The sequence below is a fragment of the Candidatus Brocadiia bacterium genome (assembly GCA_041658285.1).
GTDB lineage: Bacteria > Planctomycetota > MHYJ01 > JACQXL01 > JACQXL01 > JBBAAP01.
On record JBBAAP010000002.1, the window covers coordinates 384449 to 410111 of the forward strand.

Annotated in this window: 24 protein-coding genes and 1 tRNA gene; 6 read left to right on the forward strand and 19 right to left on the reverse strand. The window is 49.1% G+C overall.

Annotated features, from left to right (window positions below):
- Positions 1-323 precede the first annotated feature (323 nt).
- From WC980_03625 to WC980_03635, 3 genes are all read right to left on the reverse strand, one after another.
- A complete protein-coding gene (locus WC980_03625) occupies positions 324-1286 on the reverse strand; it encodes a hypothetical protein (GenBank protein ID MFA5794139.1) in 963 nt (320 codons plus the stop codon).
- A gap of 143 nt (positions 1287-1429) precedes the next feature.
- Positions 1430-2224 (reverse strand): hypothetical protein, encoded by a 795-nt coding sequence (locus WC980_03630; protein ID MFA5794140.1) that lies wholly within the window; start codon positions 2222-2224, stop codon positions 1430-1432.
- Between the two features lie 266 nt (positions 2225-2490).
- Positions 2491-3279: a serine protease gene (locus WC980_03635; protein ID MFA5794141.1), complete on the reverse strand. Its 789-nt coding sequence runs from the start codon at positions 3277-3279 to the stop codon at positions 2491-2493.
- 314 nt (positions 3280-3593) lie between these two features.
- On the opposite strand from WC980_03635, the gene WC980_03640 reads away from it, so the two are divergent.
- From WC980_03640 to WC980_03650, 3 genes are read left to right on the forward strand one after another with little or no spacing between them, the layout of a single operon-like run.
- Entirely contained in the window at positions 3594-4469 is an 876-nt protein-coding gene (locus WC980_03640) for a hypothetical protein (protein MFA5794142.1), read from the forward strand.
- Between the two features lie 28 nt (positions 4470-4497).
- Positions 4498-5085: a hypothetical protein gene (locus WC980_03645; GenBank protein ID MFA5794143.1), complete on the forward strand. Its 588-nt coding sequence runs from the start codon at positions 4498-4500 to the stop codon at positions 5083-5085.
- A complete protein-coding gene (locus WC980_03650) occupies positions 5082-5588 on the forward strand; it encodes a winged helix-turn-helix domain-containing protein (GenBank protein ID MFA5794144.1) in 507 nt (168 codons plus the stop codon). The genes WC980_03645 and WC980_03650 overlap by 4 nt, the downstream gene beginning before the upstream one ends.
- A 681-nt stretch (positions 5589-6269) precedes the next feature.
- On the opposite strand, the gene WC980_03655 is transcribed toward WC980_03650, so the two are convergent.
- The 12 genes from WC980_03655 to WC980_03710 all read right to left on the reverse strand — a co-directional run bounded on the left by WC980_03655 (position 6270) and on the right by WC980_03710 (position 17042).
- Positions 6270-6740: a phosphatase PAP2 family protein gene (locus tag WC980_03655; GenBank protein ID MFA5794145.1), complete on the reverse strand. Its 471-nt coding sequence runs from the start codon at positions 6738-6740 to the stop codon at positions 6270-6272.
- Positions 6741-6750: 10 nt separating this feature from the next.
- Positions 6751-7608 (reverse strand): N-acetylmuramoyl-L-alanine amidase, encoded by an 858-nt coding sequence (locus tag WC980_03660; protein ID MFA5794146.1) that lies wholly within the window; start codon positions 7606-7608, stop codon positions 6751-6753.
- A gap of 63 nt (positions 7609-7671) precedes the next feature.
- Complete coding sequence (locus WC980_03665) at positions 7672-8337, reverse strand: metal-dependent transcriptional regulator (protein ID MFA5794147.1); 666 nt, start codon at positions 8335-8337, stop codon at positions 7672-7674.
- Entirely contained in the window at positions 8334-10328 is a 1995-nt protein-coding gene (gene feoB, locus WC980_03670; protein MFA5794148.1) for a ferrous iron transport protein B, read from the reverse strand. Before feoB ends, WC980_03665 begins: the two co-directional genes overlap by 4 nt.
- A 151-nt stretch (positions 10329-10479) precedes the next feature.
- A complete protein-coding gene (locus tag WC980_03675; GenBank protein MFA5794149.1) occupies positions 10480-10902 on the reverse strand; it encodes a transcriptional repressor in 423 nt (140 codons plus the stop codon).
- A 144-nt stretch (positions 10903-11046) separates the two neighbouring features.
- Complete coding sequence (locus WC980_03680; GenBank protein ID MFA5794150.1) at positions 11047-12345, reverse strand: 4Fe-4S binding protein; 1299 nt, start codon at positions 12343-12345, stop codon at positions 11047-11049.
- Positions 12342-12887: a hypothetical protein gene (locus WC980_03685; protein ID MFA5794151.1), complete on the reverse strand. Its 546-nt coding sequence runs from the start codon at positions 12885-12887 to the stop codon at positions 12342-12344. The genes WC980_03680 and WC980_03685 overlap by 4 nt, the downstream gene beginning before the upstream one ends.
- A gap of 107 nt (positions 12888-12994) precedes the next feature.
- Positions 12995-13756, reverse strand: a complete 762-nt coding sequence (locus WC980_03690; GenBank protein ID MFA5794152.1) for a hypothetical protein — start codon at positions 13754-13756, stop codon at positions 12995-12997.
- Between the two features lie 59 nt (positions 13757-13815).
- Positions 13816-15198 (reverse strand): M20/M25/M40 family metallo-hydrolase, encoded by a 1383-nt coding sequence (locus WC980_03695; protein MFA5794153.1) that lies wholly within the window; start codon positions 15196-15198, stop codon positions 13816-13818.
- A gap of 35 nt (positions 15199-15233) precedes the next feature.
- Entirely contained in the window at positions 15234-15365 is a 132-nt protein-coding gene (locus WC980_03700; GenBank protein ID MFA5794154.1) for a hypothetical protein, read from the reverse strand.
- Positions 15366-15449: 84 nt separating this feature from the next.
- Positions 15450-15523, reverse strand: a tRNA-Arg gene (locus tag WC980_03705).
- 112 nt (positions 15524-15635) lie between these two features.
- Positions 15636-17042, reverse strand: a complete 1407-nt coding sequence (locus WC980_03710; GenBank protein MFA5794155.1) for a hypothetical protein — start codon at positions 17040-17042, stop codon at positions 15636-15638.
- A 97-nt stretch (positions 17043-17139) separates the two neighbouring features.
- On the opposite strand from WC980_03710, the gene WC980_03715 reads away from it, so the two are divergent.
- From WC980_03715 to xylB, 3 genes are read left to right on the forward strand one after another with little or no spacing between them, the layout of a single operon-like run.
- Entirely contained in the window at positions 17140-18204 is a 1065-nt protein-coding gene (locus WC980_03715; protein MFA5794156.1) for a sugar phosphate isomerase/epimerase family protein, read from the forward strand.
- Positions 18205-18216: 12 nt separating this feature from the next.
- The gene (locus WC980_03720; protein MFA5794157.1) at positions 18217-20445 is read left to right on the forward strand and encodes a glycoside hydrolase family 3 N-terminal domain-containing protein; all 2229 of its coding nucleotides are present in this window, start codon (positions 18217-18219) and stop codon (positions 20443-20445) included.
- Positions 20446-20454: 9 nt separating this feature from the next.
- On the forward strand, positions 20455-21990 hold the full coding sequence (gene xylB / locus WC980_03725; GenBank protein ID MFA5794158.1) for a xylulokinase: 1536 nt from the start codon (positions 20455-20457) through the stop codon (positions 21988-21990).
- A 53-nt stretch (positions 21991-22043) separates the two neighbouring features.
- Here xylB and WC980_03730 read toward each other — a convergent pair whose 3' ends face one another.
- The 4 genes from WC980_03730 to WC980_03745 all read right to left on the reverse strand — a co-directional run bounded on the left by WC980_03730 (position 22044) and on the right by WC980_03745 (position 25644).
- Positions 22044-23216 carry an acyl-CoA dehydrogenase family protein gene (locus tag WC980_03730; protein ID MFA5794159.1) on the reverse strand — a complete coding sequence of 391 codons (1173 nt, stop codon included), beginning with the start codon at positions 23214-23216 and terminating at the stop codon, positions 22044-22046.
- A gap of 70 nt (positions 23217-23286) precedes the next feature.
- Positions 23287-24231 (reverse strand): M48 family metalloprotease, encoded by a 945-nt coding sequence (locus WC980_03735; GenBank protein MFA5794160.1) that lies wholly within the window; start codon positions 24229-24231, stop codon positions 23287-23289.
- A 77-nt stretch (positions 24232-24308) separates the two neighbouring features.
- A complete protein-coding gene (locus tag WC980_03740; protein ID MFA5794161.1) occupies positions 24309-24965 on the reverse strand; it encodes a hypothetical protein in 657 nt (218 codons plus the stop codon).
- A gap of 109 nt (positions 24966-25074) precedes the next feature.
- Entirely contained in the window at positions 25075-25644 is a 570-nt protein-coding gene (locus WC980_03745) for a LemA family protein (GenBank protein ID MFA5794162.1), read from the reverse strand.
- Between the last annotated feature and the right edge of the window lie 19 nt (positions 25645-25663).

Here is a 25663-nt window from a genome sequence, read left to right on the forward strand (position 1 = left end):
CGCAGGCTATCCCGCTTAGAGGGACAAGCCATCACTCTATATACCCCTTTAACCAGATATTGATACTCGTAAAAACCCCACTCTTCGTGGCCATAACCCGAATCATCCGTACTTTGGCAGTTTGAGCGGTAGCTAATTACTGCCAAGTATACTGGGCTGATAACTCACTACGTTCTCCCTAGACCCTGAGGGGTCTTGGGACAAGAACCCTCACGGGTAACAGCCCAAGTATGTCCCATCCGTGGCTAGCGTAGCCTCTCTTAGAGCCAGTTAGAGCATAGCGAGTTACTGGCTCTTAGACCCCGATGAATATCGGGGCATGTTTACTCTATATAACCTTTTACCCATAAGTTTACAGATGTAAATTGCCCACTCTTGGTAACGAGCACTCTAATTTGTCTGGACACGTCTGTAGCAAGTATACACTCCTTATAGGCGTTGTTGTTAAAGCCCACGATATTCTGCCATATAAAGTGCACCGTGCTTGACCCGAAGTTCATCCCGGCCCTTCTACCGAATACGGTCAATATCTGTTCCATACCCACCGGCACGGACATGGCGTTGAACTGGATTTCTAAGAGCACCGCCTGGGCCGTAGCCGGAATCTGGGTTGACAGGTCCACCAACTGGTCAATGTCCGCCATCGAGTTCTCGGAGAACACCAACGGCTGGTTGGGGAGTAAGGTTAACTGCATCCCGCCCGCACCGCCGGTTGGCGGAGCAATCCAGTTAAACTTGCCGGTGGCCGCGTCGAAGGACAGGATCTGCCCGTCCGTAGGCGGGGCAATATTGTAGAGCAGTTCGTGGTTGATGCAGGCCAGCGCAATCTTGACCCAATCAACTGCCCGGTCGGCTATTTTGGGGTTGGTCACCTGTGCATCGCCTATTTCATCCGTGTTAATCTGTGGTAAAATAGGTCTGGTTAACGGCGTAAACGACAGCTTTGCCGGTGTTACATTACCATCCCTGATTTTATCCGTAGTTACGGCCTGGCTTGCCAGTTCATCCGTATCGACGGATGCGCTCTTGATATGCCGCTTTTCCACGGCGTTATCGGCCAGCTTAGCCGCGCTGATGGAATTATCCGGAATGCCCACAGCCGGGACATCGTCCCCAAGCTTGGCCAAGGTAACGGCCTTATCAGCGATATCCTCGGTAACAATGGTCTGATTCTTTATTTTAGGCGAAGTCACCGCATCGTTGGCCAGCTTGTCCTCGGTAATCGCGCCCTCAATAATCTGGGGCGTAGTCACCTGTCCGTCAGTAAAATATCTTCTTCTATACATATAAATCTTACCACGAAAACACGAAAATATTAAAGCACTAAATAATTCCGTGTCTTCGTGTCCTTTCCTAATTTCGTGGTTGAATTAAAGCGTGGTCGGGGACGCCCCGCCCGGGCGAAGCGTCCCACTCACGCTTACCCATACTACACCAGGACTATCCTGGCATGGAGCTTGATTTCCGGGTCGGAAAATTCATACTCCAGGAGCGAATCGGTCGCTCCGCCGCCGACTACGAAGGGTTTCACCGCCGTGGCCCTGTAGGCATTAGCCAGTTCAACCAGCCTGGCGTTCTGGGCGGCGATTTCCGCCGCTTCCATATCCGCCTTCAGGATGTTTACCCCCGCGGTAATCAGCAAGCTGCTGGCCGCTGACCTGAACTGCTGCCTGATGCCCGGCTTGGTGAAATCGTAAGGTCCGCCGTTAATAACCTCCGAGTGTTCGGTGAACTTATTGGCTTTGGGATCACCGGTCATCCAGTAAATCACCTGCGGCACAATCATCCCTCGGATACGGTCGCCCGTAATCCTCAGGATAGTATTGGCCACGGCATTAGCCCACCTATCCTTGGCGTTAATAACCCGGTCCTTAAAGAATTTAGCCACTACGCCGTCAACAGTCGCGAAAGCCTTTTCGTACATTTCCCTGAATTTGGCGTAGGCGCCGGCTAAACCCTTGTAGTGTGCCCGCTGGATATTCTTCTGGGTCAGGCCTGATTGCGAGACAAAGCTCGGGTCAATCATCCCTTTCCATTTCTGGTTGGCTACTTCAGCCACCCGTGACTGGAACTTGCCCTCATCGGGCAGGACTTCCAGCGCCCGGTCACGCATGCGAAGGGCATTGTTGACCAATCCCTCCACCCACCTGTCCGGCATATCCCCCGCGGGTTCAAGACTAACCGGAACGGTTATCTTGATATCAAGTTTAACATCGTCTGCCATAATTTATCACCTCGATTCTCTTAGAGCCAGTTAGCCATTGCCCGGCCAAACGGACAAGGGTGTTACTGGCTCTTAGATCCCGATGAGCATAGCTACATCGGGACATAATAAATTCACAACTACGCGTTAACGGTAAGCCCTTGTGCGCTGCAAGAGTTACCGATCTGACTTCTTCCCTTTCTTTTCCAAGTAATCCAATACGATTCCGACAACCACTTCTATTATCCGTCTCCAGAATCCTGACATCATCCTAAACATAACGCACCTCACTTTCTTAACTTCTTAGACTCTATGGACTCCAGAAACTCATAGACTTGGTTAATAGGTACAATTCCGCCCATAGTAGTTATAAGTTGGTCTTTATAAATCCTGACCCATACCGCAATACCAATAACCTCAAAGGTTTTACTATCGTAAACCGGTCCGCCGGAATTGCCGGGTAATATAGGGCTGGACACTTCCCAGTAAGTATCCTCAATAACGCTGATGATTCCCTGTGACGGCCGGGGTGTGAGCCCCAGAGAGCAACCGATGGTATAGACAGGCCTGAAAAGGTACGGCGTATAATTCCGCGGAGCCAGAGTAGCGGAATAAGTATGAGTTATTAGTGATGAGTTATGAATTGTAATAAGAGCCAAATCTTTGAGTGTATCGGTTATTACCACCCGCGCATCGTAAATCGTGCCTGCCCGTCCGTCAGGCGGGTATCCGTCGCCATCCCATATCTCACATCTCACATCGCTATTATCCCCCACTACGTGGCTTGCAGTAAGAACATAAATATTCTTCGTGTCCTTCGTGCCTTCGTGGTAAAATATAACCCCGGAGCCGGTGGAATTACCCGTCTTAATCCTGACGGTCGGGTATAACATCCGTTCATATTCGGTTATATAGGGATTAGGGTCCTGGGGCGGTTGCCGGCTCAAATCAATTATAAGAGCCACCTCGGCACCATCACGGTCACGCAGACCTAATGCCGGGGCCGCCACCAGGACCACTAAAGCACAGCCTCCTGTAAGGACTATTGCCAAAAACGTATATATCAGTCTTTTCATATCTTTGGACCTCTTAGTCGCTGTTAGACCGCAGGGAGTTACCAGCGACTTAGATCCCGACTATTCCGTCGGGACACACCATATTTGAGGGCCGCATCTTGCGTCCCCCGGGGCGGGTCTTGCCCTCCCCTCAATATATATAGTTGCGAGATGGCAAAAGGTGACATCAGAAAATGAGAATTCCGGTGGAAAAGTTCAGTAAACAGATTAAGCGAATAATCCGTTTCTTATCCTTGACTTTTGCATTTGAAGTGCTTTAATATCAGAAGATTAAAGAGGAAATCCTTTGTTAAAGTTGTAGTGGAGGAGTAAGAATGGCAGAAAATAAAGAACATTGTTTTGTAATAATGCCTTTTAACCATACTACTGATGTGCACACAGAAGAATATTGGACTAAACATTTTGGGGTTTTTCTAAAACCACTTATAGATGAGAATCTACATCTTGAGGCCTGTCGATCAAAGCCATTACGTGGGGATATTCTTCGGGAAATAATTACTAACCTTGTTACTTGTCCAGTTGTAGTAGCAGACCTCACGGATAATAATTGTAATGTCTATTGGGAGCTAGGAGTTCGCCAAAGTTTTAAGCATGGAACAATTACAATAGCGGAAGATGGGACCAAAATACCTTTCGATATTGGTACTAAAGGAACTTTATTTTATTACCCTAACAATCATATAAAAAATGAAGAATTCCGTAAAAACTTGAAGGATGCTATTAATGATTGCTTAATAACCCCTCATAGACCGGATAGCCATGTTCTTGAAACTGTTTCTGGCCGTGGAACCCTCTTTGAGATTCTTCAACGAGACGAAGCAATTCGTAGATTGGATGCTTTGATTTCAGAATGTGACAAAAATTTAGATGCTTTTAATAGCGCTATTGTTAAAGCCAAATCAAACCAAAAAAGCTCAGAAACTATTTATTCTGCCTCGCGTCTTAGGTGTGCGTCCGTTGACTTGTTGATTACAACTCGCTATATTAATGAGGATATATCTTTCTTTGAGCTAGCCGAAGATTATGCAACAAAAATGATTGCAATAAATGAGCAATTAAATGCGTGGGGTTCTTCACAGGCTACCGTTGAAAAATGGCTTTTGAAGAATACGGATTTTTTCATAAGTACCATTAATAATTTCAAAGAACTTGTAAAATTAGCCCACGAAAAAATAAGCAGGAAATGCTAAGAATTCAAAGGACACCATACTTAATTATATGTCCATTGACCCTCATTCCGACGAATTCCTGGTTTCCGCTTACCTGACCGGAGACAAGACCGCTCTGGATACCTTGCTTAAACGATATTTTATCATTATCCTGGCTTACCTTCATAACACCAGCTTCTACGGCAAGGATGAGGCTTACATAGAGGATATTCGCTCTCAGGCAGTCCTAACCATAATAAACGAGATTCAGGACGGGCATTTCCAGTACGAGGGCCCCAACTCATTCCGGAAATGGGTATTTACCATCGTCAAGAACGAGTGCCTGAACCAGGACCGCAAGCGCCGCCAACACGCCAAGCCATTTACCGAGGCGTTCCCGGACGAGCCGACCGGATTCCCGGACGACCTGATTACCGATACCACGCCGGAGCCGGAAGATTACGAGGAAGCCGAAAGGCAACTAACGGATATCACCGCAAAACTGTCGCCGGACGAGCTCAAGCTGATGGTAATGATAGCAAACGATAAGCCATATAAGGAAATCCTTGAAGAACCTGAATTCGCCAAATATTCGCTTGACTATTTGAAGCGCAAGATATATATTATCCGCAATAAGATGAAAGGGAATGACTTATGAAGAAGAACAACTGCGAAAAATACGGGCTGGCCATAACAGATTATGTCCTGGGCGAAAAGATGGACATCACAAAGGACGAATTAATCGCCCACCTGCAAACCTGCGCTGATTGCCGGGCCGACCTGAAGAACTGGAAGGCCACCTATTCGGTTATGCGCGCCAAGGCGTTCGACGCCAATCCCGAAGCCAAAGAGCACCTGGAAGAGCTTATGATGGATATGTCCTCGCCTAAATTATTCTGCCAGAAAATAAAGAACGCCCAGGTCCTGCTGGGCGACGTCGAGGTCGGCGCCCCGGCCGGAGTGGTATGGAAATGCGTGGGCGAGAACGGTATGGTCAAATTAGCCGACCTGCCCAAGATGACCAACCTGCCCGTTGAACAGGCATACGGCGGATACGGCTGGCTGGCACGCCAGGAAAAACTGGTTATCATCAAGACCAAAGACGAAAAATACATCTGCCTGACCGAGGCCGAACGCAAACAATACCTGTACGAAGGGTAGAGCATCAAAAACAGGTGATTTTAACCTCCCTGCCCGTCCGGTCAGGCGGGCCTCCTGCTACCGAAAACGCCCGGAATTTGACATAACCCGTTATTTTATAATCCCTTAGAGCAAAAACCTGTCAGGGGGGTGGGGGGTAGGGTGGGGTATGCCATAGGATGGGGTATCGGATGGCATAAGACGCTCCACCCCATCGTATAGGATAGCCCGCCGGATGGTATGGGATTACCCCCCGAATAGCATAGGAGTATCCCCCGGATAGTATGGGATTATCTCCCGGATGGTATAGGATTACCCCCCGGATAGTATGGGATTATTCCCCGGATAGTATGGGATTATCCCCCGGATAGTATAGGAGTATCCTTCGGATAGTATGGGACTGCCCCCCGAATAGCATAGGAGTATTCCCCGGATAGTATGGGACTACCCCCCGAATGGTATGGGAGTATCCTTCGGATGGTATGGGATTATCCCCCGGATGGTATGGGGTGGGGAGTAGTGCGGAAATCAGCATCCTAAAGCATGATTTAAGAAAAACCGCGCCCGGAAAGGAGCCTGGCAGGCGGATTATCCTACGAGTACTCAAGACAAGCAAAATCAGGTGTCCTTCCGTGGTCCCTAAAGGGATGCTTCGCTAAGGCCAGTAGGCTCTCTGTCACCGGACAAAATATAGATAAGGATTTAACTCTGAGGTTTTAATCTTGTTACGAGTTTATACATTAACCGGGTGACCGCGATGCTGATAACTGCACTACCGCAAATATCAATGAAGTGATGAACGCCTACGTAGACTCTTGATATACCGACCAATGCCGTCATCATCCATAATATCATGCTTAGCTTCCGGCTAAAAGGATAAACCAACGCCGAAATTGCCGCACACACCAATGTATGACTTGAAGGGAATCCATTATTCGGCTTATGAAGAATAAGGGGGATAAAATTATCCTGCACAAACGGACGCGGGTTGTAATAAAAATGGCCGGCAATCTTTGCAACAGCGTATGTAATCGGCAGAACGAATACGCCTAAAATAATCATCTGTTTCCGCGTAGCACTTGATTGCCGCAGGAAATAGAAAAAGCCGATAACTATTATCGCCGCGTATAGATACTGCGCGCTGAATATGAAAATAAGGTCGATTATTCCCATAATGAAACGGTTAATTTCCAGCGCAATACGCTTTTCGGCCGAAGTTAAGGATTGCGTCTAAGAGTTTCTTTGCAATATCCAGGCGATATGATTCTTTTGACAGGTCCTGACAGGCTGATTTATTGGAAAGATATTCCACCTCGACCAAAATGGCCGGACATTCTGCTTTCTTGATTACCCGGAAGTCTTTGGCCCTGACACCGCGGTCTTTGATCAAGGAATCAAGTGATTTCTTGACCTCATTGGCCAAATCAATGGTCTGTTTTTTGCAATTAGACGCAGGTTTATGATTAGAGTAATATATTTCAAATCCGCGCACACTTTCATCCTCGCAATAGTTGGCATGTATGGAAATAAACAGGTCGGGCCGTTCCATATTGGCGACCGCGGCACGGCGGTCCAAATCCTTATTAAGATTCGATGAAAGTTGCCGGTCCGTCTCGCGCGTCATCACGACTTTAATCCCCCGGGCTTCCAAAATACCTTTTAGTTTAAGCCCGATATCCAAAACGATGTCCTTTTCCAGCAAATCGTTTGATCCGCGTGTTCCCCGGAAACAACCGCCGTGTCCCGGATCAATCACCACTTTCTTGATGTAAGAAAAAGATTTGCCGGAAGAAACGGCCGGCTCCTTGAGCAAACCATCGCCAGAAAATGATTCTTCACCCGCATCGAGTTCTTGTCCGCCCTGTAACCCGTATTTATCCGCTAACGCTGTGTAACCAACCGATTTCACCAGCGGCCCCGGGGCTTCAATGGGCTGAACGGCGCAGGCCGAAAGGAGCAAGGGAATGGAACAAAAAACCATCAGAAGGACCGGCCAAACACCAATTGGTTTCCTATGAATTGAATCCGGTAATTTCATCATACTCTTATCGGCTTTACGGCATTAAAAGTTGAAAGGTAATTGATAACGGCTTTTTAGCTGCCGTTAGAAACTCGCGGGAACATTCTGCGTCCGGACATAAATATCACGGGCGATATCGGCATCCAGGGCAACATCAGTCTGCCCTATCTTGATGACATAAGTCGGCGCAGTTTGGTGCACCCGGACCAATGCGCCGGGAATAAGCCCCAGCGCCGTAAGCCGGTCCAGGCGTTGATGGTGTTTGGTCACGATATAAATGACTTTTGCCTGGCTTCCGACTTTGAGTTCTGACAAAGGTATCACGACCGGTTTAACTTCAGGCCGCGGCGATTGACAGCATGGACCAGCGGGAATGGGGCGGCCATGCGGACATTCCCGCGGGTGGCCCAGTAAAGTACAAATGGCATCTATGACATCAGGGCTTAAGATATGTTCAAAGGTGCAGGCATTGGCCTCAACCGATTGAAGCGGCAGGTCAAGAATATCCGTAAAAAGCCGTTCGCTCAAGCGATGGGCCCGGATAATCCGGCGCGCTTCCCGCTCGCCCGATGGAGTCAGCCTGATCCCGTCCGCTTCCGACTCAACGAGATAATTTTCTTTTATCAGGTCATCCAGCACCTCGGTCGAAATACGTTCATCTTCGCTTTTTTCCACCTGCTCGCGGGTAAATCTGCCATCTTCATTATACGTCCAGACCATTTCCAGTAATTCTTCTTTGCGTTTTTTCATAATCCGCCTCCAATTACATTAAGAATAAGATTGACCAGGCTTCCCACCAGAATTGCCAGCGGGAAGATAAACGCCACTATTGCCAGGCCGGTCTTCCAGCCGCGCTCTTTAACCATGACGAGGAATTGGGCGAAACACGGCACAAATAGCGTGAGCGTGATAATCGCCACGACAATCTGATGCGGCGTCATCAATCCTTTATGGACCAAATCATATAATCCGGCGGCCCCATAATCACGGCGGAAAAATCCTATCAGGAATGCCTGGGTAGATTTTTCAGGCAGCCCCATCATTCCCGTAATGACGGGGCGGGCAATACGTTCCATGAGTCCAAGCAGTCCGGTTTTATCTAATGCCCATAAAATCGCCGTGCCCAGGATGAAAATCGGGATGACCTCTTTTAGATACCACTTGACCCGGGCAAACGTCTTAGCAAGGATATTACTTAAGGCCGGACGCCGAATCGGCGGAATTTCCATGATAAAATCGGAACACACGCCGGTCAATATTTTACTGGCCAGGTAACCAACCACCCCCATAATTACGAAAACGCTGCCCAGCCACCAGAGAGTTACCCGCCAGGAAAGACCGCCCAGCATCCCCATAATCACGCCTAATTGGGCGGAACAAGGAACACCCAGGGCCAAAAGAAGTGTGGCAATTATCCGTTCCTTTTTAGTCGGCAGGATTCTCGTTACCATGGTGGCCATCGTATTACAGCCTAATCCGAGAACCATCGGCAAAACGGCCCTGCCATTCAAGCCAACCAGCCGAAAAACTTTATTAACCATCACGGCTAAGCGAGGCAGGTAACCGGAATCTTCCAAGAGGCTGAAAACCAGGAAGAACATCCCGACAATCGGCAGGATAATGGCAAATCCATAGGAAAGCGCCATGGTAATCATGCCATATTCACCGGTAAAAAAATCCCTGACAATGGCGCTGGGTACTATTTTTTCGAATAACCAGATGGCCGCCGGATTAATATACTCGCCGAAAACTGTGTTTTCCAGTAAACCGACCAGCGTACCGGCGCCGAAAACCCCGACAATCTCATAAACGAGCCAAAGCACCAATAAAAGGATGGGCACACCCCAAATCGGGTGCATCATCAATTTCCCCAAAGAATCGGCGAATTTCCAGTTCGGTTTTGCTTCATGCTTTTCAACCTCGCTTACAATCCCTTCCACCCGTTTAAGCCGCGTCTGGTTAATCACGTAACTTAAAGGCTGGCCGAACTGCCCGGCGATTTCACTCCTGATATTTTTCATCTCCTGAATTTGTTCGGGGCTATACCTATGTCGCCGGTATTCGACAATGCCATCATCACCGGCCAAGAACATCAAGGCGCGGAAACGACGGCTTATCGGAGCATCCGGCAGCAAAACATTGAGCCGGCTAACCGCGGTTTCTATCAAAGGGTCATAAACGAAATCACAGCATAATACGCCTTCCCTCGTTGCATGGTCACTTTGTTGAAGAATTCTAGACAGGTTGCGGATTCCCTGCCGCTCTATGGCCACGGTAGAAACTACCGGTGCCGAAATGATTTTACTCAGTAATTGGGTATCAATCTTGATCCCCAGGCTTTTTACCTCATCCATCATATTCAAGACGAGGCAATAAGGCAGGCCCGCTTCGGCGATTTGCAGGGTGATAAAAAGAGCCCGGCGAAGATTCTTGGCGTCGGCGACCTGAATTACATAGTCAATATCTTCAGCGAGAAGAATATCGCGCGTAACCCGTTCATCCTCAGAATCCGGGATGAGATTATTGATGCCGGGCGTATCAATTAAAACGGTCCGCCCTTTATCGTAAAGCGCGGAGCTATAGGTAACCTCGACGGTCGTCCCGGGATAATTGGAAACGGTTACGTATTGGCCGGTAAGTAATCCAAAAATAACGCTCTTGCCCACGTTAGGATTGCCGACTAATGCTATTTTTCTCTTACCAGCGGCATCAAATTTAGCGGCGCTGCCATGATTGTGCATTTATTTATCGTTCCCTCATAGTGTGCCAGTTTGCCCCGAGTATGCTCCCGGCGCTTACTGCCAACTATACCGGGCTGTAACTCATTCCATTCTAACAGCCCATGTATGATTTTGAGTTTCATTTTCAATATATAGTCAAAAAAATATATATCTATCTCTTACACCTCTTGCATACCCCATAAAGCTCCATGCGGTGCCGCTCAGGATGAAAACCGTGCCGCTTGGCCAACTTTTCCTGTAAGCGCTCAATCTCCGGGTCTACCACCTCGACAAATCTACCGCACTTTGTGCAGATAAGATGGTCGTGGTGCTGGTGGCCATATAGATGCTCGAATCTGGAGGCGCCATCGTCAAACTTTAACTCCCGGCATAATCCACACTCACAGAGTAATTTAAGCGTCCGGTAGATGGTAGCATATCCGATAGACGGGTATTTCCCCCGAACAATCTGATAAAGTTCGTTGGCAGTCAAGTGGTTATCGGCTTTCAAGAAAATGTTCAATATCTCCATTCGCTGTTCGCTATGTTTAAGGCTTTTGGCCTCTAAATAATTTTCGAATATCTTTTTTTCCATGCTATTAATCATCAAAATAACCCTTCATTAAATCATGATATTGATAATAATTATCAATATCATGATTGGTTGTCAAGAAATACCCCCAAAATTCCCAGGAACTCTTCCAGTCCGACATCGTAATTAAGTTATTTTGACAAGATTTTACCGGGGAATAAGCCACCAGTTAAATGAAACCATAAGAATCATCAGTATTAGGAATAAAATAAGAGTTACCTTTGATTTACCATTCGTTTTGGCAAGCCGATATGCCAAATAGATGGAATATAGTAACCCGATAGTCATCACAGGACCCGTTATCATAATAAGTTTATCAGCAGTAAAAAGGTGCTTTGGTAAATGTCCTGCGGTGCCAAAAAGATTCCACGATAATCCCAAGGGGTCTGAAATAAGCGGAATCACCTCTTCTATCCTCAGATTCAGGAGTTTCAGGGTATTAGCCAGATGGTTAAACAATGCGATCGGCAAAAAGGTAGCGGCAACGGCAGACAGATTTATCCGATGAATACGTGATAAGGCATAAAAGAGAAACAAAAGAATAAAAACCAGCAACAGTATCAAGAACAACAAAGAAATAATTTCGGGCAATGCCAATTTCGCCGATGACCAATCTATTATCCGGAAATAAATACCGCTTATATTCATTGCGCCGAATATGGATAAGGCCAGCATGATAACTATCATGAATATCTCGCTGGATGATAATAACCTGAATTTCAAGAGGTCTGTGGCGGGCTTCCTGATATTCAGGGCGATATTATCATTCGGACAGGTTTTAATGCATTCGACGCAGAAAATACAATATAAATTATCGTCCATTGTGCCGGGATGCTCAAAAACCGGGCAGGGCTGGCCGTATTGGTTACTTTTTATGCAATCCTTGGTCCGGCATTTCCGGCAAACATCCTTATCGGAGCTCCTTAATTCCAATGGCGCAAAGAGCCCGTATAGCCCGCAGATAGCTCCAACCGGGCAGCCGTAACGGCAAAACGATTTTCTGGAGAAAAATAATGACGAGACAAAGGTCAGACCAAAGATCATTATTGCAAGATACGCAATAAACCGTGCATTGTTAGCCAATCCTATTGCATACTCCAGCCAAATAATTAACAGGAAGAAGATGATGGCAATCCAAAGATTACGAAATATCCTGGGAATTCCTATTGCTAATTGCGGAATTCGGAATATGTCCTGAATCCATTCGGCAAGGGTATTCCATGGGCAGACCAGGCACCAGATTTTCCCCCCAAGGATAGCGGTGAACGAAATAAAGGTCAGCCAGATGACCCCAACCGTAAGATTAACGGAATTTCTATAGATATTGCCGAATAACCCGCTGAAGATTATCAGAAAAAAAACAATGACAAATGGAAAGCGGATAATAAAAATGAATACCGGATTTTTTAACAACCGACGGATAAATTTATATTTAAGGATATTCATACTTCAAGAGGTGGTATGTGCTGGCAGCCTTTGTCTGTAAAACTGCGACATCCCTTCTTTAGGTAGGCAAAAACGATAGAAAGCATGATTATTATCCCAAAGATAATAAGAAAAAAATAAGATGGCTCGGGCGATCCAATCTGAATGGATGTTTCTGCTGAGATTGCTTTATTATCAGTGCTGGTGGTGGATATCCGTAGTTTGGCGTGAACCGGTTTATCATAGAGATATCTCAAGGTTGACACACCTGTGTTATCAGGTTCCGGAATAAATTTCTGTGGCACCGGACAATCATCGGTGGCGAACCATATTTCCTTCTCAGAATAAACCGGTCGTTTTACCAACAAACCTTCCGTATGAAGCGAACTCTCTATATAAAATATTAGATCAACCGTATTTGGAGCCGTGTCAACCGCCGTAACATAGAATATATGATCACCGCTTGCCACAACCTCGTCTTTAAATGGGTGTAAAGAAATTCGCCCCAAGTATTCCCGCTGATCGAGGTTAACGACTCCCTGACAACCGCACTTGAGGCACATTTTATGATAACTCCTATTTATAATTCTTACCACAGCGGCAGCGGTAAAAGAGACTCCATAATTGAATTGAGGGACTGACACCCACTATGGTGAGAATGCGTCATTCTCTATTTGACTACGAAATAGGTTTCCGGCGCCGGATGAGACTTGTCCCAATCATTTTTTTGCTCTTCAGCCGGGAAGCTGAAATTCTTAAACCGCGCCAGGATACGTTGTTCACAATCAATGCAGAGTCCGGTGTAATGACTGCGTGGGTCCATTACGCACTTCCTTACCGGCATATCCGGTTGACCTTTATAGGGATATTCGTCCGGCAGATGAAACATTGAGTGGCCAAACTCGTGAAGAATACCGGCCGCCAAAATGCGCTTGCCCATTTCCGGATTACCGATATCGAGTAGATTGGTGGATACGGTAAACACCCCGCCGAAATAAGCGTGCCCGCCCTGCCCACGCTCCAGTTTCTCCAGGGAAATATAACCATGGGTGGCATTAGTTTTGAATACGGCCTTTTTAATATACATATTGCCCCAGGTGTCGTTCCAAACTAATAATGAAAAACGATGGAATGATTGTTTTACTTTGTCTATCTCTTCATCCATGGGTTGATAATTAAGCGCCGCGGTTAGACACAGCCCCACCGGCGGAGTTATCTGGGTATAATCACTAGATACACCATTTTCATCCAGAATGAATCCATTGATTTCCTCATTTGACATCCATTCGCCCTGCACTTTCTGAAATCCTCGGGCTTGCATCTGCGTATCTTCGGTATTTGCAGCCGTTGCTATTGGCGGGGTACCGCTCTGGCAGGCGGTAAGCATCATTAATCCGGTCAATAAAACTATTATGAACGTTAGTCTGGGCATATAATTTCCTTTCTTGCACATAGTAATAATAAGCTCTGCCCTTACCAAATACGGCTAGATTATGGCATCATCCGTTCTTTGAACGTGGCTTGAGTTTCATAACGTTTATCGCCCCGCAGGTAGGTAATTTTGACCGTGTCGCCCGGATTTCTGGAATTAAGAAAATCCGAAAAATCCTTCAGGTTCTTGATAGTCTTGTCATCCATGCCCACAATAATATCTCCGACTTTCATTCCGGCTTTTTCGGCTGGCGAATTCTGCCCAACATCGCCAATCAGGAAACCCTTGTCACTGCCGCTGAAATCTGGCATCATACCCAGCGAAACCCTTTTCTTATTCGGATTTGGCGCGGTGGGCGGGATGGCGCTAGACGGCAGCTCCTTGAATTCCGGACGCAATGACTGATTGGAGACGTCTCTGGCGAAGCAGTAAACCAGTTGAATAACTTGTACCAGACCGGGAAAATTTATTTTATCAACCATATCGGTAACTTTATGGTAATCTCTATGCGCGCCGGTGAAGAAGAAATAAGTCGGAACTTTTGACAGCAGGAAACTGATATGGTCTCCGCCGCCCGGAACTTCTCCATAGGACAGGTTGAGTTTCAATCCTGCAGATTCGTTTTCCTGATTGAGCGTATCTTTCAGCGCCGGGCTGGACACGCTGCCGGAAACAAAAAGCTTATTATCCACCGGTCGTCCGATAGTATCAAGGTTAATCATAAAAGCAGTCTTGTCCAACGGCCAGAGCGGATGCAGTGTATAATAAGCCGAGCCCAGAAGTCCTTGTTCCTCGCCGTCAAAGGCAATAAAGATGATAGTCCGCTTGGGCTTCGGGGAAGATTGAGTGAATTGCGCTGCCAGACTTAACAAAGCCGCGATACCGGAGGCATTGTCATCTGCGCCGCGATAAATACCGCCCTGGTCATCGCATCCAAGATGATCATAATGGGCGCCGATAATTACCGCCTCGTCTTTTAATATGCCATCAGCACCCGGCAGAAACCCAACCACATTTTGCAGATTGGCATCCTGTGTCGAGAACGCCTTTAGATCGGGCGATGCGGTTCGGACCTGTTGCGGATCCTTAAAAAACTTCAATACCTGCGCTTTAAATGGCTGGAAAAAAGGTTTTTCGGTATTAAACGATTGCAGGTTTAACCTCTTAAATTGTCTGACCAGAAAATCAGAGGCTTGTTTCCCTTCCGGTGAACCGGCTATCCTACCGCTTAATTCATCACTGGTTAAATAACCTTCAACCTCTTTTAAGTTTTTAATTATATTAAACGATGTTAGGTCCGGTTGCGCCGTAGTAGCAACCCCGGCGATGCCTGCGCCTGCAGGAACACCAGCATTTCCCGACGGAGCAATCCCCTTACCCTGGCAAGAAACCAGACCAGCCGACAAAGCAACAAAAACCACCACGCCTAATACTCTTTGCATAAACTCTCCATTCGTATTGATTTTTTCATCTAAAATTAGCCACTCCTAACAACGCTGTCTATCATACTCAATAGTTTATCCGGCGCCAACGGTTTGGGTATAAACCCTTTCGCGCCAAGATGCATCAACTCTTCAATAATCTTTTCCTGCTCCATGTCCGAAACCATTATTAGTTCTTATGAAAATACACGCCCAGAAGCACTTTATTTATATGCTTTTAATAACATAGTATGGAAAAATGTCAATCAATATGCGCCCGGCAAGATTCGAACTTGCGACCTGCGGTTTAGGAAACCGCCGCTCTATCCAACTGAGCTACGGGCGCGCGTGAATGTATGGGCATATCGTAATAATCTATTCCCCGCTGTAAAGTAAAATACATTAGCGATTTCACGCTTTATAATTGGGAGAATGCTAATCCACAGGACTAGAATGCTTTACTTGACTGCCAGAATCAGGTTTGGCTTCAGCAAGAACGGCGGGACTATCGCCGGGATATTGGATAACGGCAAAACGTCTTCCGATACCTCCAGCCCCAATACGTTAATCATAAATTCCCTTCGCTTCCGGCAGCGCCGGTAACATTCCGGGAATTGTTCCTGCAATTTTGCGCGTAAGCCTTTGTCGGCCATGACCAAACCGTCTTCCATCCTGGTCGAGAAATATCTTTTCGACGACGGTATCACGTCCACCTGTATGGCCATGCCGGAATGAATCTTGATGTCCGACCCGGGATATATGGGCGAGCTCAGCCATTCGTCCAAATGAATCAAATGGCCGGCGTTAAGGAAGATGCCGAATTTGCCATAGGGTAATTTCTTGGCGATGAGGTCTGCCAGAACACCACCCTTCGTTCCGATTCTTAAAAGGCGGAACCATTCACTCATTACCACGAAATACGGGCCGGCAAAGCCGTCAATATAATTCCGGGCGGCGGCCGGCAAATCCCTGGCCGATTCGGCAACCCAACCCGTCCGGCAGATATTGCTCCCCCAATAGCATATATTCGTCGCAAATGGGTCCCCGCGTTTTATCCTGGCGCCCATCGGGCTGGAAAGGCCAAGTTCACGATTCGACCCGGTAACCATGGTCAGATGGCACCCCAAAGGCTCTCCGTTATATTCGGCTAATTTCACCAGATTATAATCGATCATCCCCTCGCGGATGCCGAACAACATCCGTTTCATCCCTTCCGACGCGAGAATGTTGGTGAATTCAAAATAGGCGATTTCGGAAGGCGAGCAAAAGGTGCGCCGCCCGTAATCCGGATGCATTAATATATCCGTGGAGTTCACAACCCGGTCCGGTCCGGCCAATTCACGCAGAGTATCAACCATATAAGCCGGGATATCTATGGTCCGAACCCCGGCCGGATGTTCCGCCTCGGAGAAATATTTCCAGCCGACGCATCCGACAAAAGACTTCTTGCCGATTCCCTCATCGGAAAATATCCTCCCCAAAAACCGGCTCTTATCCCGCGGCTGGTTTAAGAGTGAAAACGGCTGGAATCGTTCGTGCCTGAGTTTGCCCGTCCGGTAGAGCGGGGAAACGGCAAGATACCCCTGGCACTCATTGCCGACAACCAGAAGCGGGAATGATTTAAGGCCGATTACCAAAACAGCCTCTTCAAAACGCGGGTCAAAACCGGTAAGGTAAGCAAGATTGGCAAAGTGTTCCCTGTCGGCGTAGACGACCAGGTGCGTCAGCCGGCGTTCTTTCATCATCTGCCGGACGGCATTAATCCGGGCCTGGAATTCCTCGGCGGTCGAACTCGGCGGCCGGCCGCATATGCCGAATTCCGGCCAGTTGATTTCGATTAGCCTATGTTTTTTCAATTTGGCCATAAAAGATTGAGATTTCTTTGATTATTCCCCCTCAGAATGATAAAAATTATATTTATCAGGTTTATTAACATCTATCAAGAAAAGGAGAATAAATCATATGCCATCCACAAGAGTCAAAAACAGCGTCGGCATCTGGGCGCTCAGCCCGTTAGCCACCAGGTTCATGCCGGCCGGATACCATCAATCAGCCGTGGATGAAACCATGGAGCAAAGGGTGGCGCGCGCGGTCCGGGAAATAGGCGACCTGGTCGACGGGTATGAGTTCCATTACCCAAACGAACTGAACGAGGCAAACCTGCCCGGGATAAAGAAGATTCTGAGCAAACACGATATCTACGCCATTGCCATGGGGCTGCACTGCATGCCGGAGTTTGCCCGGGGCGGTTTCACTAATCCCAAGAAAGAATTGCGGACAAAAGCAATATCGTTGGTCAACAAAGCCATTGATATGTGCAAGCAGACCGGCGCAAAACTCATCATCTGGCCGGGCGGCGAGGGCTATAATTACCCCTTCCAGGCGGCCTATGCCGAGATGTGGGACTATTTCATCGGCGCGCTCCGGGAAATAGTGGAATACGCCAATACCAAGAAAGTCACCGTGCTCCTGGAACACAAGAACAGCGAGCCGGCCATGAAAATAATGATGCGCAATATCGGCATGAGCGTTTTTGTCGTCAACAAGCTCAAAGAACTCGGCACCGATACGTCCCGGTTAAAGATAAATATGGACTGGCAGCATCTGATAATGAACGGCGAACATCTGGCCGAATACGCCGCGCTATTGATGAGCGAAGACCTGCTGGGCCATCACCACGCCAACAGCGGCTGGGGTAATTTTGACGACGACAATATGGTCGCGACTTCGAACTTCATGGATACCCTGGCATTGTGCGTCGAGCTCAGGAAAGCCGGTTACGGCCGGAACGGCGAACGAATCGGCTATGACTTATTCCCATACACCGAGAACCAGACCGATGCCGTAAAGCGCAGCGTCCTGCACTGGGAATTCCTGGAGAGCGTGGTTGACAAGATGAACCTGAAGGCGCTATACCAGGCACAGAAGAACAAGAACGCGATTGGATGTTACGAGATTGTTTATGAAGCGCTTGGTTTGGATAAAAAAATGATTGCTAAGATACACAAGAAATATAGCGCCAAATAGGAGCGTGTTGAAATGACTGGCAAGAAGTATAAATATCAAAATCCGCATCTGCCGATAGAAGTCCGGGTTAAGGACTTGCTCAAGCGCATGACGGTGCAGGAAAAGGTCAAACAACTCTGCGCCATGGGTTCAAGCGACAGCACCATAGACCGAAAAATTCCTTTGCCTGAAATAAAAAGATGGCTGCGCCAGGGACTGGGCCAGTTAAGCATGACCCTACGCCAGTTCACCCCGGCGGCCAGCGTAACTTTCGCCAATGAAATCCAGAGGTTCGCGCTGGAGCATACCCGTTTGGGCATACCGGTCATTATTCACGATGAATGCCTGCACGGCTGCTGCGCCAATGGTTCAGCCAGCTATCCCCAGGCCATCGGCCTGGCCAGCACCTGGAATCCGAATTTAGTCGAGCGTATTTCCCGCGCCATCGGCAGGGAAACCCGGGCGCGCGGAATAAACCAGGCGCTTTCGCCGACCATTAATATCTGCCGTGATCCGCGTTGCGGCCGGAGTGAAGAGACCTACGGCGAAGATACGTATCTGACAACCAAAATGGCCGTGGCCTTTGTCCGGGGCCTGCAGTCGCAAAAAGTAGTGGCCACGCCCAAACACTTTACCGCTAATTTCGTGGGTGACGGCGGCCGGGACAGCAATGCGGTGCACCTTTCCGAGCGGCTGCTGCGCGAGATATATTTCCCGGCATTTGAAGCCGTGGTGCGCCAGGCCGGCGCGTTGTCGCTGATGGCCGCATATAACTCGATCGACGGTATACCCTGCTCAGCCAATAAATGGCTATTGACCGATGTGCTCAGAAAGGAATGGGGCTTTAAAGGTTTTGTGGTCTCAGATTATTTTTCGGTTACTCATTTAATGACCAAGCACACTGTGACCGGCACCAAAGCCCAGGCCGCCCAACAGGCCGTGGAAGCCGGAATGGATGTCGAACTGCCCTGGGTTGACTGCTTCCCAGAATTGGTCAATCTGGTTAAGAAGGGAAAGCTATCCGAAAAAACGCTTGATATAAATGTAGCCCGGGTGTTGCGGGTCAAATTCTGGCTGGGGTTGTTTGATAATCCTTACCGCAACCCGGATTATGCCACCGGAATCACCGACCACCCGGACCACCGCCGATTGGCGCTGGACGCCGCGCGCCAGGGCATTGTCCTGCTCAAGAACGAACGGGTTCTTCCCTTGAGCCGGAATATCAGGCGCCTGGCCGTGCTCGGCCCCAACGCCGCTGAAACCCGGTTAGGCGGATACAGCGGCATGGGCAAGAAGGTGGTCACGCCCCTGCAGGGTCTAAAGAACAAAATCAAACCAACTACCCGGCTCCAATTTGCCCGGGGCTGCGATATCACCGGCAATTCCAAGTCCGGATTCAAGCAGGCCATCCGGCTGGCCGGCAAATCCGATGCGGCAATCCTGTTTATGGGTAATTTCGAGAAGACCGAGGGCGAGGATAAGGACCGCTGCGATTTGAACCTGCCCGGCGTTCAGGAGAATTTGATAAAGGAAATCTGCCGGGTGCAAAAGAATGTCATAGTGGTGCTGGTTAACGGAAGTCCGGTGACGATGACCGGATGGATAGACCGGGTGCCGGCCGTGGTTGAGAATTGGTATTCCGGAGAAGAGGGCGGAAACGCCCTGGCCGAGATAATCATCGGCCAATGCAATCCCAGCGGCAAGCTACCCGTAACCTTTCCCAGATTTACCGGCCAATTGCCGTTATATTACAACCCCAAGCCCAGCGGCCGGCGCTACGATTACGTGGAAAAGTGGGAATATCCGTTGTTTGCGCCAATGACCTGGAAGGATTCCGGCAACCAGGAATTATTCCCGTTCGGACACGGGTTGAGCTATACCAGGTTTGATTACCGGAACCTTAAAATCGCCAAGTCCTGTCTGCGTGCGGTGGCGCACAGGCAGGCCAAAACAGGCGGCAAGTTAGAGGTCGTCGTAAGCTTTGATATCAAAAATACCGGCAAATACCGGGGCGATGAGGTAATCCAACTATACATCCGCGATTTGGTCAGCCGCCTGGCCCGGCCCCTCAAAGAGCTCAAACGCTTCCAGCGGATAAGCTTGGACATAAACGAAACCAGAAAAGTCTCATTTACCTTGGGACAAAAGGACTTGTCCTACCTGAGCAAGAATCTTAAGTACGTTCTGGAACCGGGTGACTTCGAAATTATGATCGGCAGTTCGTCCAAGGATATCAGGTTACGGGGGAAAGTGACTATTTAACCTGTAAGTATGAATTATTTATTAGGCATTGACATCGGCACGACCGGGGTAAAAACCCTGCTGATTAACCAAACCGGCGGTACTGTCGGACGTTCGATAAAAGAATATCCGATGCAGACGCCCAAACCGGGCTGGGCCGAACAAAACCCGGTCGATTGGTGGCGGGCCACCGTCGGGTCCATAAAAGAAATAATCAAATCAACGCGAACCTCACCAGATAACATCATCGGCATCGGCTTATCCGGCCAGATGCACGGCTCGGTCTTCCTGGACAAGAATAACAAAGTGCTCCGGCCCTGTATCCTCTGGTGCGACCAGCGGACCACCAAGGAATGCGATTACATCACCAAAAAAGTCGGGGCTAAAAGGCTGATTGGCTTGGTCGGGAATCCGGCCCTGACCGGTTTCACCGCCGGAAAGGTTTTGTGGGTCAGGAACAACGAGCCGGCTATATACCGAAAAATCGCCCGCGTGCTCCTGCCCAAGGACTATATCCGTTTCCGTCTGACCGGCCAATTCGCCACCGAGGTATCCGACGCCTCCGGAACGCTCCTGCTCGATGTCAAAAACAGGAGATGGTCCAGGCAATTATTATCGGAACTGGATATCCCCGTATCGTGGATGCCGCCGTGTTACGAATCCACTGAGGTTACCGGTAAGGTTACCGGTGAAATCTCCCGATTGACCGGATTAAAACCGGGCACGCCGGTGGTGGGCGGAGGCGGCGACCAGGCCGCCCAGGCCATCGGGACCGGTATCGTCACTGCCGGCGTTATCTCCGTAAATATCGGCACCTCAGGCGTGGTCTTCGCCTACAGCCGGGAACCGCAGTTCGACCCGACCGGCCGGGTGCATACTTTTTGCCACGCCGTTCCGGACAAATGGCATGTCATGGGCGTGATGCTGGCCGCCGGCGGCTCGCTGGCCTGGCTGCGCAATAATCTGGGCCGTGAGGAAATCAGGATGGCCAGACAGAGAAAAGTCGACCCCTACGAAATATTGATTAACGGCGCCAAAGACATACCGGCCGGCTCGGAAGGGCTGATATTCCTGCCGTATCTGAGCGGCGAGCGAACACCGCATTGCGACCCTGATGCGCGCGGCGTATTTTTCGGACTGAGCCTGAAGCATACCAAACAACATATGACCAGAGCGGTACTGGAAGGCATCTGTTTCGGCCTGCGTGACGGATTGGAAATCATCAAGAAAATGGGCATCCCGGTAAATCAAATACGTATGACCGGCGGCGGTGCGCGGTCAAAAATCTGGGCCCGGATATTGGCTGACGTCTTAAACGAGGAGATCGTCACCGTCAACCCGGCTGAGGGTTCGGCTTATGGAGCGGCGCTATTGGCCGGAATCGGGGTCGGAGTATATAAAAACGCAATTAAGGCCTGCCAAAAAACACTGAAGCTGAAAGGCCGCATCAAGCCCGTTAAGAAGAACGTTGCCGTTTATAACCGGCATTATAAATCATTCAAATCGCTGTATGCAGCATTGAAATCTGAGTTTAAGACGATTAACGTAATGCAGTACAAGAAATAAAGAATCTTAGAGTTACCAGCTCTTATAACGAGTCCTTAACCCGGACTAATATATTATTTTCCCTTGAGCACGTACCGGGCAATGACCAGCCTTTGGATTTCCGACGTTCCTTCGCCTATTTCGCACAGCTTGGCGTCGCGGTAGAACCTCTCCACCTCGTAATCAGTTATATAACCGTATCCGCCGTGCACCTGGATGGCGTTCTTGGTGACGCGCATAGCCACTTCGGAGGCAAAAAGCTTGCCGATGGCGCCGGCCTGGTTAAACGGTTTGCCTTCTTCGTATAGTTCGGCCGCGGTATAGACCAGGTGCCGGGCGGCCTCTATCTCGACGACCATGTCGGCAATCATATGCTGGATGGCCTGGAATTCGCCGATGACCACGTCAAACTGTTTGCGTTCCTTGGCGTAGTTGACGGCTTTATCCATAGCGCCCTGGGCCAACCCCAATGCCAGCGCGCCGATGCTGATGCGCCCGCCGGCCAGGGTTTGCATCAGGTATTTGAACCCTTCACCCCGCTTACCCAGAACGTTTTCCTCGGGCACGAAACAGTCCTGAAAAACCAATTCTCCGGTGTCCGAGGCGCGCAGTCCGAGTTTGTCCTCGGCCTTGGTGTTAGAAAAACCTTTGTAGCCGCGCTCAACGATGAACAGGCTAATCGGATCGTATGCCTTACCTGGCCTGTCTTTGGCCGAATCCCTGGGCGCGGTCGGGTCTTTGACCGCGACTGTGAAGATATTGCCGACGTTGGCGTTGGTGATGAAGGTCTTGGTGCCGTTAAGGACAAATCCGCCCTTGGCCGGAGTAGCCACGGTCTTGATTCCGTGCACGTCCGAACCGGCCGACGGTTCGGTAATGCCCAGCCCGCCGATTTTTTCACCCTTGGCCAGCGGCACCAGATATTTAGCCTTCTGCGCCTCGGTGCCGAACATATAAAACGGATTTGAACCCAAAGAAGTATGTGCGGCCAGGGTGATGGCCGTGGAGCCGCAGGCCCGGGCCAGTTCTTCAACCGCGATGATGTAACTAAGCTCACCGCCGCCGGCGCCGCCGTATTTTTCGGGAAATGGTATGCCCATCAGCGACAGCCCGGCCATCTTCTTGATGGTATCGTGGGGAAACTCCTTGGTCTTGTCTATCTGCTTGGCCTTGGGCGCGACCACCTCGCGGGCAAAATCGCGTACGGTCTGCTGGATTATCGTTTGTTCTTCGGTCAGTCGTATCATAATAAAAACCTTTCTATAATTGATTTATGAAAGCATATAAAATAGATATTTTACGGCATCAGACAAGCTTTTATTGATTATTCTTTTGGTAGAGGTAAGCCATCTCTTTAAGGCGCTGAACCCGAGTATTCATAGGCGGGTGAGTAGCCATAAGGTTGGCCACAAAACCTTCCTTATTGGTGAACGACCGGCCCAACGGGTCAGCGATGCACAGATGCGCCACTCCTCGCTTGATGGTCTGGGTTGGCGCCGCGGCGTTTTCTATCTTACTCAGGGCGTTAGCCAGCGCCAGCGGATTGCGGATAAGCTCCGCGCCCGAGGCGTCAGCCAGGTATTCGCGCTTGCGCGAGACGGCCATAGCCAGTATTTGAGCAATAATCGGCGCCAGGATGATCATAAGTAGCCAGATGATAAAAAAAATAGCCGCCCCGCCGCCGCCTTTGCGTGAACTGGACCGACCCCGGCCCATCGAGCGCATGGCCCGGCCGGACCAGTCGGCTAGAAGCACGATGGCCCCGACCAGCGCGGCCACCAGCGTCATCATCCGGATATCAAAATTGCGGATGTGGCTGAGCTCGTGGCTGACCACGCCCTGAATTTCCTCGCGGTTGAGCTGTTCCAGCAGGCCCCGGGTGATGGCGATGCTGGAATGCTGGGGATCGCGCCCAGTAGCAAAGGCGTTGGGGTCAGGGTCCGGGATAATGTATACCTTAGGAACGGGCAGTCCGGCCGCGATGCTGACTTCCTCAACCACGTTATGGAACTGGTGCTCTTTGAGGTCTAAATGGTTAACCGGCCGGGCACCGGTAGAAGCCAGGACCACCCGGTCGCCTCCGTAATAACTGCCTAGAACACTTATAACCGCAATTATAACGGCTACGAGCGTTCCTGCCGGAAAATATCCGGTGAAAAAGAAGTCAAACCCCAGTCCGATAATCAGGAACAGCACGATAAACATGGCCATTATCAGCCAGGTATCGCGCCGGTTTCGTTTCTGCTGTTCGTAAATATTCATATACCTTAGTAAGTGGATTCAACACCTGCCCCTGCCTGAAGCATACAGGCGCCTCTGGCGTGGATTAAACTGATTATTCAAATATTTTCGCAAGGTTCGTCCAGAAGAAACAGCTTGGCGGCCCACCAGCCTGTCTTTGCAAACCCCACCGCCAGGAACACCAATATAGCGATACACATCTGCTCGGAGTTATCCGGCACGTCAATAAGCTTCTGTCCACTGATTAAGTAAGCGGTCATCAATCCGTAAATCGCGAATTCAATCATAAACCCGGTTGCCACAAAGGGCAGTTGCAAAATATTAAATACCACCCAGGTTACCAGATCAGCCGCCATGACGCCGGTGGTAAAAGCGTGGGCATTGCCCTGCGGGTCAAAATAACTAAAGGTGCCCACATACAAAGAAACACGGGTAACCATAACGCCGATAAACCCTTTACTGAAAACCCGGCTGGCCGACCTAATATCGTCGAAGAAAATATTGCCTTCGCTGCGGACAATACCCATCAGGTTGGACTCAACCGTACCGGATACGACAGCCGGCACACATTCACCATCCCCGTCCACCGCTTCCGACACCGAAGGGTATTTATCTACGGCCTCAAGCCATTCGTCTTTTCTTTCAATAATTAACTTCAGGCAGGCCGGGCAGATATTATAATCACGAATTTTTTTCAGATGCCAAGGAGCGAACGACTCCCGGCAGATATCACACAGGCGTTTATTGAGTTTCACGGTTCAAACAGATTGAGTTTACCCCACAATTATATTAATGAAACCCATAATAAGTGCGAAATCTAAGAAACAGTAACTTATCCCGACCAAAACTGGATTCGAACTGTTTCTAAGAGAACTGCACCTTAGGCGCCTTCTTTTCCTCGGCTGATTCCACCTCAAAAAACTCTTCGGCCTTAAACCCGAACATACTCGCGATGATGTTTGACGGGAACATCTGTATCTTGTTGTTAAAAAGCATAACATTGTCGTTGTAGAACTGGCGGGCAAACGAGACCTTGTTCTCGGTAGCGGTCAGCTCTTCCTGCAATGCCAGAAAGTTCTGATTAGCTTTGAGCTCCGGGTACTGTTCCGACACGGCGAAAAGCGACTTGAGCGTTTGGGACAGGAAGTTTTCCGCTTTGGCCTGTTCGGCTACGCCTTGCGCCTGCATACAGGCCGAGCGCGCCTTAGCCACATTTTCAAAGGTGGTGTTCTCGTGCTTGGCATAACCCTTGACCGTCTCGACCAGATTAGGTATCAGATCATAGCGGCGCTTGAGCTGAACCGATATCTGCGACCAGGCGTTCTTGACGGTATTACGCAGACCGACCAATCCGTTATACGTGGCAATAACCCATAGCAATCCAAACAATATCACAACTCCGATAACAATCAACAACACTATCAATATACTCATAGACATCCTTTCTTTAGAG

What these genes read in the sequence shown, in the direction of transcription:
- WC980_03625 (MFA5794139.1), bottom strand. Translation starts at nt 1,286, where the DNA reads ATGTATAGAAGAAGATATTTTACTGACGGACAGGTGACTACGCCCCAG.
- WC980_03630 (MFA5794140.1), bottom strand. Translation starts at nt 2,224, where the DNA reads ATGGCAGACGATGTTAAACTTGATATCAAGATAACCGTTCCGGTTAGT.
- WC980_03635 (MFA5794141.1), bottom strand. Translation starts at nt 3,279, where the DNA reads ATGAAAAGACTGATATATACGTTTTTGGCAATAGTCCTTACAGGAGGC.
- WC980_03640 (MFA5794142.1), top strand. Translation starts at nt 3,594, where the DNA reads ATGGCAGAAAATAAAGAACATTGTTTTGTAATAATGCCTTTTAACCAT.
- WC980_03645 (MFA5794143.1), top strand. Translation starts at nt 4,498, where the DNA reads ATGTCCATTGACCCTCATTCCGACGAATTCCTGGTTTCCGCTTACCTG.
- WC980_03650 (MFA5794144.1), top strand. Translation starts at nt 5,082, where the DNA reads ATGAAGAAGAACAACTGCGAAAAATACGGGCTGGCCATAACAGATTAT.
- WC980_03655 (MFA5794145.1), bottom strand. Translation starts at nt 6,740, where the DNA reads ATGGGAATAATCGACCTTATTTTCATATTCAGCGCGCAGTATCTATAC.
- WC980_03660 (MFA5794146.1), bottom strand. Translation starts at nt 7,608, where the DNA reads ATGATGAAATTACCGGATTCAATTCATAGGAAACCAATTGGTGTTTGG.
- WC980_03665 (MFA5794147.1), bottom strand. Translation starts at nt 8,337, where the DNA reads ATGAAAAAACGCAAAGAAGAATTACTGGAAATGGTCTGGACGTATAAT.
- feoB (MFA5794148.1), bottom strand. Translation starts at nt 10,328, where the DNA reads ATGCACAATCATGGCAGCGCCGCTAAATTTGATGCCGCTGGTAAGAGA.
- WC980_03675 (MFA5794149.1), bottom strand. Translation starts at nt 10,902, where the DNA reads ATGGAAAAAAAGATATTCGAAAATTATTTAGAGGCCAAAAGCCTTAAA.
- WC980_03680 (MFA5794150.1), bottom strand. Translation starts at nt 12,345, where the DNA reads ATGAATATCCTTAAATATAAATTTATCCGTCGGTTGTTAAAAAATCCG.
- WC980_03685 (MFA5794151.1), bottom strand. Translation starts at nt 12,887, where the DNA reads ATGTGCCTCAAGTGCGGTTGTCAGGGAGTCGTTAACCTCGATCAGCGG.
- WC980_03690 (MFA5794152.1), bottom strand. Translation starts at nt 13,756, where the DNA reads ATGCCCAGACTAACGTTCATAATAGTTTTATTGACCGGATTAATGATG.
- WC980_03695 (MFA5794153.1), bottom strand. Translation starts at nt 15,198, where the DNA reads ATGCAAAGAGTATTAGGCGTGGTGGTTTTTGTTGCTTTGTCGGCTGGT.
- WC980_03700 (MFA5794154.1), bottom strand. Translation starts at nt 15,365, where the DNA reads ATGGTTTCGGACATGGAGCAGGAAAAGATTATTGAAGAGTTGATGCAT.
- WC980_03710 (MFA5794155.1), bottom strand. Translation starts at nt 17,042, where the DNA reads ATGGCCAAATTGAAAAAACATAGGCTAATCGAAATCAACTGGCCGGAA.
- WC980_03715 (MFA5794156.1), top strand. Translation starts at nt 17,140, where the DNA reads ATGCCATCCACAAGAGTCAAAAACAGCGTCGGCATCTGGGCGCTCAGC.
- WC980_03720 (MFA5794157.1), top strand. Translation starts at nt 18,217, where the DNA reads ATGACTGGCAAGAAGTATAAATATCAAAATCCGCATCTGCCGATAGAA.
- xylB (MFA5794158.1), top strand. Translation starts at nt 20,455, where the DNA reads ATGAATTATTTATTAGGCATTGACATCGGCACGACCGGGGTAAAAACC.
- WC980_03730 (MFA5794159.1), bottom strand. Translation starts at nt 23,216, where the DNA reads ATGATACGACTGACCGAAGAACAAACGATAATCCAGCAGACCGTACGC.
- WC980_03735 (MFA5794160.1), bottom strand. Translation starts at nt 24,231, where the DNA reads ATGAATATTTACGAACAGCAGAAACGAAACCGGCGCGATACCTGGCTG.
- WC980_03745 (MFA5794162.1), bottom strand. Translation starts at nt 25,644, where the DNA reads ATGAGTATATTGATAGTGTTGTTGATTGTTATCGGAGTTGTGATATTG.